Source organism: Micromonospora siamensis (assembly GCF_900090305.1).
Lineage (GTDB): Bacteria > Actinomycetota > Actinomycetes > Mycobacteriales > Micromonosporaceae > Micromonospora > Micromonospora siamensis.
Genome location: NZ_LT607751.1, coordinates 4752952 through 4768599 on the forward strand (window position 1 = coordinate 4752952; position 15648 = coordinate 4768599).

The window sequence follows — 15648 nt, forward strand, 5'->3', positions numbered from 1 at the left end:
AGCCGGCGGAGAGGGACCGCCGGCCCCGTCCGGCCCGGTGCGGTCCGCGGCCTTTCCGCCGTCCAGCACCCGCTTCGGACCGATCCGGTACGACCCCGCACCACCGTCCGCCCTCCGCCCCGCTGCGGCCCCACATCCCCAATGTGGGGTTTTTTCGCATAACGGCACATGGTGAAGAAGGCTCTCATACGGTGTTGTTCAGCAGCTACAACCGATTTGTAGCGAAGGCCGCCTCGCTGTGGCGAAGCGACCTTGTCAGGTACAAGGAGAGGGCAGAGAGCTCCGATGTCCAACTACCTTCGCAATAACGTTGACGCCACCCGTGAGACCACCTCCCCGTTCCGTCGCTCGCGGCTCTGGCTCGCCACCGGTGTGGTGGGCCTGACGGGAGCGGTGAGCCTCGCCGGCGTCGCGTACGCGACCACCGGGGCCGTCGGCCCCCACCGGGTCACCGACGTGAAGTGGTCTACCGCCCAGCTCAAGGACGACGCCGGGCGCGGCGGGGACCGGGACGCGCGGGAGGCCAAGGAGGCCAAGGACCGCTACGACGCCAAGGACGAGCACGGCCGCGTGCGGGAGGTCCCCTGCGACGACGACAAGCTCGTCGAGGCGCTCGACCTGGCCAACCGGGACCACGGCGGCACGATCAAGCTGGCCGAGCACTGCACCTACGAGCTGGACTTCGCCGACAAGAAGTCCGGCGGCGCGCTGCCGACCATCAAGCAGGAGATCACCATCAAGGGCAACGACGCCACCATCAAGCGCGACTCCGAGGACGCCTTCCGGCTCTTCCGGGTCGCCGACGGCGGCGACCTGACCCTGAAGGACCTCACCCTCAAGGACGGAAACGCCGCCGAGTTCAAGTACGGCCAGGTCCCCGGCGGACCCGGCGGGTACGGCGGTTCCGGCGCCTCGGCGGTGCCCGGGGTGCAGACCCCGGCGACCGCGCAGGGCGCGGCGATGACGCAGCAGGCTCCGCAGGTCGCGCTGGCCGCCGTGGCCGGTGCGGCGGTAGTGGGCGCTCCGGTCGGGACCGGCGCGCTGGCCGACGGGGCGGGGCCCCAGCTGCCGAAGCCGCCGAGCAAGGAGGGCGAGGGTGACGGTGGCGCCCTGCTGGTCGAGCGGGGTGGCAGCGCCCATCTGGAGAAGGTGAAGCTCATCGGCAACAACGCCGAGCACAACGGCGGCGCCATCGCCAACTTCGGCCGGGTCGAGATCGAGGACAGCAAGGTCGAGAACAACCACGCCCGGGAGAACGGCGGCGGCATCTTCAACGTGGGCCTGCTCCGCATCGAGGACACCAAGATCGTCAACAACACCGCCGGCGAGAACGGCGGCGGTGTCGCCAACGGCCGCGGCAAGAAGGACGACAAGGACGCCCTCAGCCTGGCCCCGAGCTGGAAGGACCGGGACAAGGCCGGCTCCGTGGACATCATCGACAGCGCGGTCGACGGCAACAACGCCGGCCACAACGGCGGCGGTGTCTTCAGCTCCGGCGGGTACGTCAAGATCGTGGGCGAGGAGAAGGACCACGACAAGAAGTACGACGAGGGCGCCCAGGGCCGCGACTACGGCAAGAAGTACGACGAAGAGGCCCAGGGCGGCGACTACGGCAAGAAGTACGACGAGGACGCCCAGGGCCGCGACCACGGCAAGAAGTACGAGGACGAGGCCGAGAAGAAGGACGAGCACAAGGCCGAGGACAAGGACAAGGACAAGGGCAAGCCCGAGGAGAAGGGCAAGCCCGAGAACAAGGACGGCGACAAGGGTCAGGGCGGCACCGGCGCCGGCGACTTCGGCGGCGACTACGGCCGTGAGCACCACGAGCACGCGACGGTGAAGGACAACACCGCGTGCGAAAACGGTGGTGGCATCTACGCCCACAACACCGACCTGGTCGTCGAGCACGTCCTGGTCGCGAAGAACCACGCCAGCAAGGACGGCGGCGGCATCTACAACACCGGCGGCGAGAAGCGTGAGGCCATCGAGTCCCTGCCCGGCGACGGGCGCGAGGGCGAGCACGAGGCCAACGCCACCGTGGCCGACAGCGCCATCGTGGACAACACCGCCGGCCGGTTCGGCGGCGGGATCTTCAACGGCGAGGCGGGTCTGAAGAAGGTCGAGGACGGCTACCAGGAATGGGTCGAGGGCAAGGGCGACGCCGCCTTCCTCACCCTGCGGGACACCGTCATCAAGGGCAACACCGCGCTCAACGGTGGCGGCATCTTCAACAACGAGGGCACCGTCCACCTGAACGACACCAAGGTCGTCAAGAACACCGCCACCGACGCCTCCAAGCTCCACCGGATCGCCGGCGGCATCCTCAACCACAAGGGCCACGTCCGGCTCGACGACGAGTCGACCGTGACCGACAACGACCCGACCAACTGCGCCGGGACCGTCGAGGACTGCTTCAACTGACGTCCCGCGCAACAACTGATCCACCTGGCCCGGCCCCCCGTCACCTCGGTGGCGGGGGGCCGGACCGTCCTTCCGGCCCCATCCCGGCAGCTTTCGCCCTATTGGTGCCCTCCACCCTTTACTGGAGCATAAGCGAGAATTATTCGCATACGGTGCTCACAGGGGGCTACAGCACGATTTGTCGCCCAAGACGCCCGGTGGGGCGGTCAGCGCCCGCCCGGGTCCAACGAGAGGCAGAGCATCCGATGTCCAGTTACCTTCGAAACAGCGCCCGACCGGCAGCGTCGGCGCGCCGGCGTGGGAAGCGCCGGTTCCTCACCCGCGTGGTCGGCCTGACCGGCACCGTGGGCCTGGCCACGCTCGGAGTGGCCACCGGCGCGGCCGCGGCGGAACCCGGGCGGCCCTACGACGACAGCCATCAGTTCGTGACGCCGGTGAACTGTAACGGGGACGATCTCGCAACGGCGGTCCAGCGGGCCAACCAGGCCGGCGGCGGCACGCTCAAGCTGGCCGAGAACTGCACGTACACGCTCACCAAGGGCACCACGGTGGGCGGCGTCGGCGGTGACAGCGCGCTGGTGATCACCAGCCGGATCACCCTGCTGGGCGACCACACCACCATCGAACGGCAGTACGGCGCCACGAAGGCGTTCCGGATCTTCTACGTCAGTGGCTCCCCCGACACCGGCGGGGTGGGGGAACTCCGGCTCCAGGACGTGGAGGTACGCAACGGCCTGGTCAGCCAGTCGAGCGTCACCAAGGTCGTGCGGGGCGGCGCGCTCCTGGTGGACCAGGGCGGCACCGCGCTAATCGAACGGAGCGTCTTCACCCGGAACAACGCGGAGGGCACCACCACCTCCGTGGAGTACGACGCGTCGGGCGGCGCGATCGAGAACCGCGGCACCACTACCCTGCGGGACAGCACCCTGCGCCTGAACACCGCGCTGGTCGCCGGCGGCGCCGTCGACAACCGGGGCACGCTAACTCTCGAACGCACCCTGATCGAGGGGAACCGCGCGCTGGGTAACGGCTTCGGCGGCGGCGGCATCCGGACCGCCGACGGTGTGCTGACGGTCAGGGAGAGCAGGTTCCTCGACAACCAGGCCACCGGCGGGTTGAGCGATGCCGGGGTCCTCGCGTCGGGGGGTGCCATCCAGGTCCTCAGCGGGGCCTTCAACTCGGTGACCACGTCCAGTTTCGCGGCCAACGACGCGCCGATCGGCGGTGCCGTCCATGTCGCCAACACCCTCGCCGGCACCTCCCTGTCGGTGACCCGGTCGGAGTTCGCGGCCAACCTCGCCGCCGTGGTCGGCGGGGCCGCCGCCGTGGGCAGCCCGACCGCAAGCACGGCCGCGTCGCTGCGGCTGGTGGACGTCAAGCTGCTCGGCAACTACGTCGCCGGCGTCTACACCAAGAACCTGCAGTTCGATCCCAACAACGCCACCGGCGGCGGCGGGCTCTACGTGGGCCCGGGCACCAGCGCCTTCGTGGAGCGGTCGAGCCTCACCGGAAACACCACGGAGCAGAACGGCGGCGCCATCCACAACCGGGGAACACTCGACGTACGCCAGTCTCTGTTCACCTACGACCTGGCCCGGGGCTTCGGCGGCGCCATCTACAACTCGAGCACGGGCCCGGTGTACGGCCAGGCCGGGATCACCGAATCGACGATCACGCTGAACCAGGCGAAGCCCTTCGCCCTGGGCACCAGCGTTCCCAGCGGCGGGGGCATCTACAACCAGAGCCCGCTCGAGGCGGTGACCGTGACGAATTCGATCGTCCTGAAGAACGACCCGGACGACTGCGTCAACGTCACCGGTTGCAACCCTTGACCGTTACCGGCCCTCCGGCGGCGACCACCGGCGCGCTGTCATCGCCCGAGCGAGAGCGCTGAGCGGTCCGGAAACGGCGAGAGGCGTGTCCCACCCGAACGGGTGGGACACGCCTCTCGCACGCCGGCGTCAGTTCTGGACGAAGACCGCGACGCTGCGGGCCGGCACGGTGAACGTGCCGCTCGTCCGGTCGAACGAGGCCGAGCGCAGCGCCTGGTCGGCGGAGTTCCGCAGCACCGGGTGCAGCGCCACGTCGGCGCCGCGCAGCTTGGCGACCTGCTGCGTCGCCGCCTCCGGGGTGGAGTTGAAGACCACGGTCACCGACTTCCACTTCCCACCGAGCCCGCGGGCGTCGAGGGTCATGGTCAGCACGCCCGGGGTCTCCTTCTCACCGGAGAGCGGGAAGGCCACCCGCTTCTGCACCTGGGCGGCGGTGGCCAGGCCGAACACCGGCGAGGACTCGCGGATCTTCAGCAGCTCCGCGTACCGGGCGTCGGCCAGGTTGATCGCGGCGCAGTCCGGCACCAGCTTCGCGTCGGCCAGCAGCGGCTTGGCGTACGACCACTTGTCCTTGTTGTCCTGCTCCGGCGGGAGGCCGGCGCCGAACCCGTTGCCCTGGGCGCAGTCCCACCGGATCTGGTTGAACCAGTCACCGGAGTTGAACGAGTTACGGTCCAGCGACTTCGAGCGCAGCCGCTCGGAGCCCGCCGCCACGAAGCCGGTCCCCTGGCCGAGCGCGGTGGTGGACAGGGCCAGCACCTGCATCCGGGCCCGGTCCGCCGCCGAGGTGCCCTGCGGCAGCTTGAACGCCAGCGCGTCGAACAGGATCTCGTTGTCGTGCGCGTCGACGTAGGTGACCGCCTCGCCCGGCGCGGCGGTGTAGCCGGCCGGCGCGCCGTTGTAGTCCACCTGCGCCCCGGTGACCTGCTTGCCGGAGGAGTCGGTGAACCGGTAGCCGCGCAGGTTGCCGGTCAGCCCGACCTTGATCAGGTCCTGGTAGTGCAGCAGCCGGGCCTTCTGCTCGGCGGCCGAACCGTTGACCGGGTCACCGTTGGGGTCGCTGAACAGACCGGAGGCGAAGCCCTGCACCCGCGGGTTGCCGTCGAACGGCCCACCGCCGCGGACCGCGTCGCGGAGCCGGTCGTTGAAGGTGCCGATCCCGGTGCCGGCCATGTTGCCCTGGGTGGCCTGCACGAACCGGGCGTCGTTGGCGACCTCGCCGAAGTTCCAGCCCTCGCCGTACAGCAGGATCTTCTTCCCGTCGACGCCGTCGCGGGCGAGCGTCAGCTTGTCCAGCGCGGCGCGGACGGCCAGGATGTTCGCCTTCGGGTGGTGACCCATCAGGTCGAAGCGGAAGCCGTCCACCTTGTACGCCTTGGCCCAGGTGACCAGGGAGTCCACCACCAGCTTGCCCATCATGGCGTGCTCGGGGGCGGTGTTGGCGCAGCAGGTCGAATTGGCGATGCTGCCGTCCTCCAGCAGCCGGTGGTAGTAGCCCGGCACCACCTGGTCGAGCACCGACTTCGGATCGGTGCCGGAAGCCGAGGTGTGGTTGTAGACGACGTCCATCACCACGCGCAGGCCGGCCTGGTTGACCCCGGCCACCATCTGGCGGAACTCGGTGGTCCGCTTCGCGCCTTCCGGGTCGACGGCGTAGCCGCCCTCCGGCACCGTGTAGTGCAGCGGGTCGTACCCCCAGTTGTAGCCGTCCTTGTCGGCCACCGCGGCGATGCACTTCTGCTGCTGGTCGGAGTCCGCCGGCAGCTTGGCCAGGTCGCAGTCGGGCTGGGCCTGCTCGGCCCGCCGCTCGGGGATGGTCGCGAAGTCGAACGCCGGCAGCAGGTGCAGGTAGTTCACCCCCGCGTCACCGAGCGCCTTCAGGTGCTTCATCCCGGCGGTCTTCGGGTCGGTGAAGGCGAGGTAGGTGCCCCGCCGCTCGGCCGGCACCGTGTCGTCGGCGATCGAGAAGTCCCGCACCGACAGCTCGGAGATCTGCGCCTTCGCGGACGGCGGAGCGGCCGGCTTGCGCAGCGCCGCCCAGCCGGCCGGCGCGAGCGCCGGGTCGGTCAGGTCGACGATCTGGCTGTGCGTCGAGTTCGGCGCCAACGCCACCGAGTACGGGTCGGTCACCGAGGCGGTGACCACCTTCTGCGCGGCCGGCTGCCACGCCTGGACCTGGTAGCGGTAGTACTTCCCGGCCCAGTCCCGCATGCCGCGCACCGACCAGACGCCGGTGCGGTCGTCGCGGCGCATCGCCACCGTCCGCGGCTGGGCGGTCGGCGAGTCGAACAGCTCCAGCGCCACGGTCCGGGCGGTCGGCGCCCACACCGACAGGGTGGGCACCTTACCAGCGAAGGTCGGGCCGAGCTTCACGTCGGTGGCCCGCCGGTACACGTCGTCGAGCACGCCGGGGATCTGCACCCCGGTCGCGCCGAGCAGCGTGCCCTCGGCGTCGCGCTCGGTGACCACCAGCTGCCCACGCAGCGCCGCCGGCACCTTGCCCAGGTCGCCGCGGTCCAGCGTGAAGGCCTGGTAGGACCAGAGGTGCGGGTAGGCCGCGCGCTGGGCCTCGGTGAGCCCGTTGCGCTGCGCCCGCAGGGGGATCGAGGTGTACGTCCCGGCCAGCTCGCCGTCGGCGACGGTCAGGCCGCCGTCCGGGGCGACCGCGAGGGCGTACCGCTTGCCGTCGGTCGGACCGGTCGGCCAGGCAATGGTGGACCGGTCGATCCACTGCGCCTTCTGCTTGGTGATGTCGACGTCCTTGGCCACCCCGCTGGAGGTCGCGGGCAGCAGCCGGCCCTTGACGCCGCCCAGCAGCCACACCTCACGGCCGGCGGAGGCGAAGTCCAGCCGCTGGTCGTCGGGCTGATCCTTGTTGTCACCGTTGTGAATGATGTAGCTCAGGCCGGTCGCTCCGGCCGCCAGCGGCACCCGGAAGACCGCGCCGAAGGAGTCGATCTTCTCCGGCTTGAGCGGGCTGGACCAGTCGGTGGGGTTGGCGGCGCCGTCCCACAGGTGCAGGCCCCACCCGGCGTAGTCGTTGTCGGCCTTGCGCCAGTGGATGACCGCGGTGCCCTCCGCGACGGCCGGGTCGGGCTCGCCGGTGGCGGCCTGCCGGGTCGGGTAGAGCGTCGGGTCGCCGGACTTGACCCAGACCTCGCCGGTCTGCGTCACGTCGATGGTGCGGTCGTTCGCGACGTCCTTGTTGCCGTCCTTGTCGACCACCAGGAAGCCGACCGACTTTGCGCCCGGCTTCAGCTTCACCCAGGCGAACCGGCCGAACGAGTCCTCGCCCGCGAACGGCTGCCCCTTGGGCCACTCGGTGGCGTACGCCGGGTCGATGTCGCCCCAGGCGTACAGGCCCCAGTCGTCGTAGCCGCCGGCCGGGCGCTGGTAGTGCACGACCGCCCAGTCACGAGAGGCGCCCTGCGCCGGAGTGCCGACCACGCCGGTGGTGCGGGCGGTGGTGATCCGGCCCTTGCCGTCGCGGACCACGGCCTTGTACTCCACCTTCGTGCCGCCGGCCAGGCCGGTCAGGTCGTGGTGGACGGTGTACGGGGCGGTGTCGGCCCGGCCGAGCAGCGTCCAACGGCCGCCCTCGGGGCGGGCGGCGAAGGTCACCGTGGCCAGCGGGTCACCGGTCACCTGGGCGGTGACGGCGATCTTGGTGGCGACCGGGGCGTCGCCCGGCTCGGTCAGGGTGACCTGCGGGGCCGCGCCGGCCTGCGGGATGGCCCGACCGGCCTTGAGCACGACCGCCGACATGGCGGGCACGGTCAGGGACAGCTTGCCGTCCGCGCCGGCGGTGGCGGCGGCCGCGCCGCCGTACACGCCGGTGAAGGTGGTGCCGGCCGACCAGGTGTCCACGGTGACAGTCTGCGGGCTGTCGGCGTTGTTCACCGCGGCGACGTACTCGATGCGGTCGGAGGGCAGCACGCGGGAGACGGCGAAGACGCCGGGGCCGTCGGCGGCGTACCGGGTGACCTGGACGCCGTCGCGCAGGGCCGGGTTGGCCTTACGCAGCTTGCCCAGCTCGGCGATGGTGCGGTAGAGCGGGTGCGTGGTGTCGTACTGGTCCGAGGCGTGGGTGCGGGTGGTGCCGATCAGGTCGTCGTCGAGGTAGTCCGCCGTCTTGGAGGCGAACATGTCCTGCCGGGCATCCTTGTCGCCACCGGGGCCGGTGAAGCCCTGCTCGTCGCCGGAGTAGACGACGGGCTGGCCACGGGTGAGGAACATCAGTTGGTGGGCGAGCTGGTCACGGCGCAGCTGGCTGGCGTCGTCACCGCCGTTCGCGGCGATGAACGAGCCGATCCGGCCCATGTCGTGGTTGCCGAGGAAGGTGGTCAACCGGCCCGCGTCGGTGTCCCGGGCGGCGTAGAGCGAGTCCTTGGCGTACACGTCGGCGAGCGCCTTGGCCGAGCCGTTCGCGGCGGTGTAGCCGCGCGCGGCCTCCTGGAAGGAGAAGTCCAGGGTGGCGGGCAGGCCGCCGCGCCGCACGTAGGTCGACTCGATCTCCTGGTCGGCGCTGTAGACCTCGCCGAACATGAAGAAGTCCTTCTTGCCGGCCTTCTCGGCCGCCCGCTCGATGCCCCGGCTGAACTGCGGCCAGAAGTCGAGGTTGGCGTGCTTGACGGTGTCGAGCCGGAAGCCGTCGACGCCGGTGCTGCCGATCCAGTCGCCGTAGACCTTGGTCAGCCCACGGACCACCTCGGGACGCTCGGTCCACAGGTCGTCCAGGCCGAAGAAGTCGCCGTACTCGCTGTTCTCGCCCGCGAAGGTCGAGTCACCGCGGTTGTGGTACATCGTCACGTCGTTGAGCCAGCCCGGCACCTTGACCTTCGCGTCGCCGGCGTTGTCGAACACCGGCGTGTACGGGAAGGAGGTCTTGTCGACCTTCGGGAACGCCCGGGTGCCGTCGGCGTAGTTGCGGTCCTCGAAGGCCCGCCCCTGCGCGTCGGTGTACGGCGAGGTCTTCTTGTCGATGTACGCGTACTTGTCCTCGGCGTACTTGATGACGTCGGCGGTGTGGTTGACGATGACGTCGAGGTAGACCTTGATGCCCCGCTGGTGGGCCAGCTTGACCAGCTTCTTCAGCTCGTCGTTGGTGCCGAAGTGCGGGTCGACCTGGGTGAAGTCGGTGATCCAGTAACCGTGGTAGCCGGCGGAGACGTCCGCGCCGGTGCCCTGCACGGGCCGGTTCTTGAAGATCGGGGCGAGCCAGATGGCGGTGGTGCCCAGGCCCTGGACGTAGTCCAGCTTGTCGATCAGGCCCTTGAGGTCGCCGCCGTGGTAGAAGCCCTTGTCCTTCGGGTCGAGGCCGGTGCGCAGCCGGTCACCGGTGAGGCCGCCCCGGTCGTTGCGCGGGTCGCCGTTGGCGAACCGGTCCGGCAGGACGAAGTAGAACTGCTCGGCGCGGGCGGTGTTGTCGGCGGCCTTGAGCAGGATCTCGGGGGACGGCTCGGTACGCCACTGCGGCGCGCCCGCGGCGGCCAGCGGATCGGTGGCGGCGGTGCGCTCGATGGCGTCGGCGCCGAGCTGGTTGACGGCGACGGGGACGCCGACGAGGGCGAGGGTGAGGGCGGAGACCAAGGCGAGCAGTGCCTTGTGCGTTATCGGCGGGGGTTTCATCGACGGCCTTCCTCTGGTCGTGATTCGCCCGCACGCTAGCTCTTGCCGAAACATTCTGCAATACCTTGCAAACGGAGTCGCAACAAAGCAGTGCTCTTGCGAAACGAACCGTGGCTCCACAGGCCACCCGTCGTCGCCGAGGGTGACGGCGACCCCCTCCCACCGGGGTCTATCGCCCGGTGCAGGGGGTGTCGTCGACGCTGCACCCGCTCGGGCTGGTGGCACCGCCGGTCCGTTCGAAGTGGAACCGCAGCGGCACCGAGGCACCGGCCACCAGGTCCTCGCCGCTGGTGAAGGTCCAGGTGTCACCGGACCTGCCGACGCCACCCTGCGGCGCCCCCTCGATCCAGGCGGTCACCAGCTCGCCCACCGGGAACGTCAGCCGCACCGTCCAGGCCCGCGGCTCGCCGGCCGCATTGCTCACCAGCACCTCGCCGATGAAGGCGTCGTCGAACGTCTCGAGCACCTGGTAGCGCCCGGTCACCACGGGTGGCGTGGACGGTGGGACCGGCTCGGGGGCCGCCGGCGTCGACGGAGCCGCCGGGCCGGTGGCCGGCGCGGCGCCGACGGTCCCGCCGTTCGCCGGTGGAAGCGGGGTCGCGGTCCGCACCACCGGGGGCACGCTGGAGCGCGGCGAGAGCCCGGGCAGCGCCGCCGGGGGCGGCGTGGCGGAGACGCCCCCGGTCGACGGGGACGCCGGGCCGGAACCCGCCGACGACGGAGGCAGCTCCGGCAACGGCATCGTGGCGTCCGCCCGCGGCAGCGCCGCACCGCCCGGCGCCCGCCCCCGGTACGCCCCCAGGGCGACCAGCAGCAGCACCACCATCACGATCACGCCGATCGACACCAGCACCCACGGCGAGGAGCTGACCACCGAGGCGGCACCGGAGCGGACACGACGCGTGCCGGACATCTGCCCTCCTCAGTGGCCTGTCCGGAGAGACTAGCGATGATCGGCTATGTCGGGAAGCGCCCGACCCGTCCCCGCCGCCCCCGCGGTCAACCGATCGTGCAGGCCGCGCCGTCGACGGTGCACTGCCAGGGCTGGTCGCCGGTGCCGTTGCGGAAGAAACGGACGGTCACCGTGGTGGCCTGTCCGGCGCCCAGCGCGCTGGTGCCGCCCACCACGTACCCGCCACCGTCCGCACCGACCGAGACGCCACCGGAGAGGGGCTCGGCCCGCTTGACGTTGCCGGCGAAGCCCAACTCCACCTGCCACTGCCGGGCCTCGTCGGATCCGTTGTCCACGCGCAGCACCGCGTCGAAGGAGTCCCGGTTGCTGGCGACCACCTGGTAACGGGCGGTCAGCCGACCGGAGGCCGAACCGAGCACCACCGGGGGCGCCCCGGACGCCGACGGGCTGCCGGCCGACCGCGTGGCGGTGGGCCTGGCCGACGCGCTCGGCGACCCCGACGGTGACGCGCTCGCCTGCGGTGATCTGGTCGCCTGCACCGCCACGACCGGGGCGTCCCCGGTCGACACCGGACCGGCCGACGACGGCGAGGCAGGCAGGGTGGGCAGATAGAGCGGCGGGGCCGGCGGTGGCACGGCCTGGTGCTCCGTGCCCCGGAACGACAACATCGCGAAGACCAGCAACACCGCCAGCAGGCCGGCGCCCACGAGCACCACCAGCCACGGCACGGACGTCAGCACGGCCGGCGCGGATCGCGCCCCCGGTCGCGCGGCGATCCGGTCGTCCATCACATTCCCCCTCGTCGAGGCCGACGCGCAGCGTAGCCAGCGACGCCGACACCTGCGAGCCGACCCGCTGATCCGGCACGGACGACCGGTGAGTCGGGGAGCAGGGGGCGGGTCACGGCCGACGCGGTGCCCGCACCGGTCAGTCCCGCCGGCCGCCGAACACCGTACGCCAGAGCAGCAGTGTCGCGCCGACAGCGTACAGTGAGATCGCGAGCATCACTCCGAACACGACATAGGCGGCCCAGTTGCCGTCCGCCCGGGTCAGCAGGACCGTCGAGACGGCCGCGAGCAGGCCGAAGACCAGCAGGATCACCACCCCACGCAGCCGCAGGCCACGGCGGCTGGCCACCGGCCGGGTCAGGCCGGGCCCGCCGTCCGCACCGCGCCGCAACCGGCGTACGGACAGCACCCCGCCGATCGCGCCGACCAGCGCGATCCCCATCGTCACCCAGGAACGGGCGGCCGCGAACATCACCACCCCGGCGACGCAGGCGGCGGTCAGCATCACCTGGAACCAGAGCGGTCCCTCGTCCCGGCCGGACATCACCGCTCCCGGTCAGCCGCGGATGACGGTGCAGATGACCGGCCCGTCGGGGGTGCTGCGCAGCAGATAGCGGTAGTGCTCCCCGGGCACCGCCCGCCCCTGGCTGTCGAGGAACTCCCACTCGACGGCGACCATCGTCAACGCCCCGGAGAACGGCTGCACGTCGTCGATCACCGCGTTCGCCGCGACCAACTCACGCTCCTGGTAGTCCGGGGCGGCGCCCACGAAGGACAGCGCCACCGCCGCCGGCGAGGTGAACGAGAAGCTGTACGTGTCGGCGACCACCAGCCCGGGCAACGCGTAACAGGCGGCCACGCCGGCCACGTCCCCGGCGGTCAGCGCCACGCCGTACCGGTCGAAGAATTCGGTCAACGTGTCGAGATCGGTGGAAGCCTTCACAGTCGACACAGTTGCCCCCCGCCGACCTCGGCAAACCTCAACGCGCCGGTATCCGTACCTCGATCTCGGCACCGAGCCGGGCCTCCCCGGTGAGCCCGAGGTCGTCCCCGCTCCAGAAGCGTCCCGGGTCGTACCAGTTGGGCCGGCGTCCGGCGGGCAGCAACCCCATCGCCTCGTACGTCACCGCCACCACCTCGGCGCAGTACGCCTTCTCCAGGGTGCGGTCCGACGGGGCGGCGGCGGGGCGTTCCCGCCGGGGCACTTTCGGCAGCCGGACGTTGGGCACCCGGCCCCGCGCCCAACGCCAGGCGAGCTGGGCGGTGGACGGGAACGGGGTGCCGTCGAGGCGGGCGACCGTCCGCAGCACGGCCTGTTCCATCTCCGGGCCGGCCGGCGGCTCCAGCTGGCGCAGCCAGGCGCGCTGGCCGTACCGGTTGGCCCAGACGCAGACCGCGTCCCGCAGGTCGTGCAGCTGGACGCCGCGCTGGTGGGTGCCCGACCACATGTCCGGCAACGACCGGCCCAGCTCGGCGTGCCACATCAACGGCGGCATGTCGTCCAGCACGACCGCCATGCCGACGTGGTTGACCGGGCTGTTCGTGGTCAACTGGATGGCCCGGTCGGGCACGCTGCGGCCCCGGAAGACCCACACGTCCCCGGTACGGGTCAGCTCGACCGCCTCGTCCAAGCTGATGCTCATGCCGTCGCCTCGCTGCACTGGCTCATGAGCGACTACCCTAAGCCGATGCGGCAACGGATGCGGTGGTGGAAGGTGCTCGGACTGGCCGGCCTGGCCGGAGTGGCGGCGTCCGGTGTGGTCATCGCGCGCGCCGAGCGGCGCCGCCGGGCGTACACGCCGGAGGAGATCCGGGCGCGGCTTAGGGACCGGCACGCCCAGGCCACCGCCGTCACCACCCCGGCCGACGACCCCGCCTGACACCCGCCGCCTCTGCCACAGCCGACGCCACAGCGGGCGCGACTGCCAGCGCCAGGGCCGGGGCACTGCCAAGGCCGGGCGCGCGGCCGGGCGCGCGGCCCCGGTTGCCGAACCCAGCACCATCACTCCGCCCGGACAGCCCACTCGCGGCATCCGGGAGGCGGACCCCTGCCCCCGACGGTCCGACGTCGGCGATGACGCGGAGGGTAGGGCAGAGCCGGCCCACCGGGCGCTTCCACCCGCGGGTGGAACACCATGGCTGTCTCCGGGCCCGTTTGACATCCATGGCGTTCCACTCACGCATGTCGCCGCCAGGCAGCATGGGCGGAATGTCCGGTTGCGGTGTTCCGGGTGTCGGGTTTGTGAGCGGCGTCCGGTGGCGGGCGGCACTCGGGGGGCGGAATCGCGGGCGGGGCCGGGGCGTTGTACCTGGCATACCGCAGGCACTCCCAGCCCGCCGGCCCCCGGCAAGACCCGGCGGAATGCCGGAGCGAGCCGCACGGTTACACCCCCGGACCGCGCAGCACCGGTCCCCGGCAAGGCCCCGGCGGAATGCCGGAGCGAGCCGCACCGTTACACCCCCGGACCGCGAAGCACCGGTCCCCGGCAGAGCCGGCGGGAATCATCCCCGGCCACCGGCCGTTACATCCCCGGGCCACCCGAGCAGCCACCCCCGTGAGCGCCGGGACCCCGCAGACTTTCCCCCCCGCGCGGCACCCCCGCATCACCCGCCGCGCACACCCCCGAACGCAGAGGAGCACGCCATCATGCGTACCGACATTCTGCGCAAGACCGTCCTGACCGCCACCGGCGTCATCGCCACCGCCGGCGGAATCGCCGGCCCCGCCATCGCCGCCCAGGCCGCTCCCGCCACCGGCACCCCGACCGCCCAGGTCCAGACCGACCGCAAGGGCCACGGCGAACGCGAGCTCAACGTGCGCTACGAGGCGCAGCCGAACTTCTACTACTGCGGCCCCGCCGCCACCCGCAACGCCCTCTCCGTCCAGGGCAAGGACATCAACGTCGACGCGATGGCCAAGGAGATGGGCACGACCGAGGCTGGCACCAACAGCATCAACGACATCACTCCGGTGTTGAACAAGGAGACCGGTAAGGACGTGTACCGGTCGGTGGAGATCAAGGACCGTAAGGCCGACGACAAGCAGACCGACAAGCTGCGCGCCGACATCGTCGAGACCGTCGACGACGGCCGGGCCGTGGTCGCGAACATCGCCGGCACCGCGGTGGACACCGACGGCAACACGCACTCCTTCGAGGGCGGGCACTACATCTCCGTGGTGGGTTACCGCGATGGTGGGAAGACCGTGACGATCGCCGACTCGGCCGACCCGAACATGGCCTCCTACCGGATGAGCGTGGACAACCTCGCCGACTGGATCGCCACCCGCGGCTACACCGCCAGCTGACCCCGATCAACCGACAAGGGCCCGACCCCCCACCCGGGGTCGGGCCCTTTCGGCGTACCCGGGGTCAGCGGTCGGCGGTCGCCACCGGCTCGGTCTGCTCGGTGGGTTCGGTGGCCGCCCCCCGGTGCGCCCGGCGGCGCAGCCACCAGGTGCTGCCGACGCCGGCCAGCACGGCGACGACCAGGCCGGCCCAGGAGATGTCCTTGAGCCAGTGCTCGGCCGCCCGCCCCACGCTGTAGAGCAGGTACGTCGTGCCGAAGGCCCAGACCAGGCCGCCGGCCGCGTTGGCCAGCAGGAACCGGCGGTACGGCACGTGCAGCGCGCCGGCCAGCGGCCCGGCGAGGATGCGCAGCAGGGCCACGAAGCGGCCGAAGAAGACGGCCCAGACGCCGTGCCGGGCGAAGCTCTGCTCGGCCCGGGCGATCTGTGCCGGGCCCAGGTGCCTCGGGAACCGCCGGCCCAGCCGGTGCAGCAGGGGCCGGCCGCCCCGGCGGCCGACGGCGTACCCGATGGAGTCGCCGACGATGGCGCCGAACGCCGCGGCGGCGGCCACCCACTCCGGCTCGACCACCCCGGTCGCGGCGAGCAGCGCCGAGCTGACCAGGACGATCTCGCCGGGCAGCGGCACGCCCATGCTCTCCACGCCGATCACTGCGGCGACGATCAGGTAGACGGTGAGCGGAGGCAGCGCCGAGAGCCAGTGTTGTACGTCGACCACCCGTCACCCCTTCCGGTCCGACCTCGAACCCTACCCGGGTC

Annotated in this window: 11 protein-coding genes; 4 read left to right on the forward strand and 7 right to left on the reverse strand. The window is 71.4% G+C overall.

Features of this window, described 5'->3' with window-relative positions; translation table 11 throughout:
- Window positions 1–285 precede the first annotated feature (285 nt).
- Both GA0074704_RS21590 and GA0074704_RS21595 read left to right on the forward strand, forming a co-directional pair.
- A complete protein-coding gene (locus tag GA0074704_RS21590; RefSeq protein WP_157743761.1) occupies window positions 286–2421 on the forward strand; it encodes a hypothetical protein in 2136 nt (711 codons plus the stop codon).
- A 245-nt stretch (window positions 2422–2666) separates the two neighbouring features.
- Window positions 2667–4253: a hypothetical protein gene (locus tag GA0074704_RS21595; protein ID WP_157743762.1), complete on the forward strand. Its 1587-nt coding sequence runs from the start codon at window positions 2667–2669 to the stop codon at window positions 4251–4253.
- A 129-nt stretch (window positions 4254–4382) separates the two neighbouring features.
- Here GA0074704_RS21595 and pulA read toward each other — a convergent pair whose 3' ends face one another.
- From pulA to GA0074704_RS21625, 6 genes are all read right to left on the reverse strand, one after another.
- Complete coding sequence (gene pulA / locus GA0074704_RS21600; RefSeq protein WP_088972190.1) at window positions 4383–9881, reverse strand: pullulanase-type alpha-1,6-glucosidase; 5499 nt, start codon at window positions 9879–9881, stop codon at window positions 4383–4385.
- A gap of 169 nt (window positions 9882–10050) precedes the next feature.
- Window positions 10051–10794, reverse strand: coding sequence for a cellulose-binding protein (locus GA0074704_RS21605; protein ID WP_088972191.1), 744 nt, complete (start codon window positions 10792–10794; stop codon window positions 10051–10053).
- Between the two features lie 86 nt (window positions 10795–10880).
- Window positions 10881–11582, reverse strand: a complete 702-nt coding sequence (locus GA0074704_RS21610; protein ID WP_088972192.1) for a hypothetical protein — start codon at window positions 11580–11582, stop codon at window positions 10881–10883.
- Between the two features lie 139 nt (window positions 11583–11721).
- The gene (locus GA0074704_RS21615) at window positions 11722–12126 is read right to left on the reverse strand and encodes a hypothetical protein (protein WP_088972193.1); all 405 of its coding nucleotides are present in this window, start codon (window positions 12124–12126) and stop codon (window positions 11722–11724) included.
- Between the two features lie 12 nt (window positions 12127–12138).
- Window positions 12139–12525 (reverse strand): hypothetical protein, encoded by a 387-nt coding sequence (locus GA0074704_RS21620; RefSeq protein ID WP_088972194.1) that lies wholly within the window; start codon window positions 12523–12525, stop codon window positions 12139–12141.
- A 37-nt stretch (window positions 12526–12562) separates the two neighbouring features.
- The gene (locus tag GA0074704_RS21625; protein ID WP_088973867.1) at window positions 12563–13225 is read right to left on the reverse strand and encodes a hypothetical protein; all 663 of its coding nucleotides are present in this window, start codon (window positions 13223–13225) and stop codon (window positions 12563–12565) included.
- Window positions 13226–13270: 45 nt separating this feature from the next.
- Between GA0074704_RS21625 and GA0074704_RS21630 the strand changes: the two genes are divergently transcribed.
- Both GA0074704_RS21630 and GA0074704_RS21635 read left to right on the forward strand, forming a co-directional pair.
- Window positions 13271–13462: a hypothetical protein gene (locus tag GA0074704_RS21630; protein ID WP_088972195.1), complete on the forward strand. Its 192-nt coding sequence runs from the start codon at window positions 13271–13273 to the stop codon at window positions 13460–13462.
- Between the two features lie 767 nt (window positions 13463–14229).
- The gene (locus GA0074704_RS21635; protein ID WP_088972196.1) at window positions 14230–14889 is read left to right on the forward strand and encodes a C39 family peptidase; all 660 of its coding nucleotides are present in this window, start codon (window positions 14230–14232) and stop codon (window positions 14887–14889) included.
- A 64-nt stretch (window positions 14890–14953) separates the two neighbouring features.
- On the opposite strand, the gene GA0074704_RS21640 is transcribed toward GA0074704_RS21635, so the two are convergent.
- Entirely contained in the window at window positions 14954–15607 is a 654-nt protein-coding gene (locus tag GA0074704_RS21640) for a DedA family protein (RefSeq protein WP_088972197.1), read from the reverse strand.
- Between the last annotated feature and the right edge of the window lie 41 nt (window positions 15608–15648).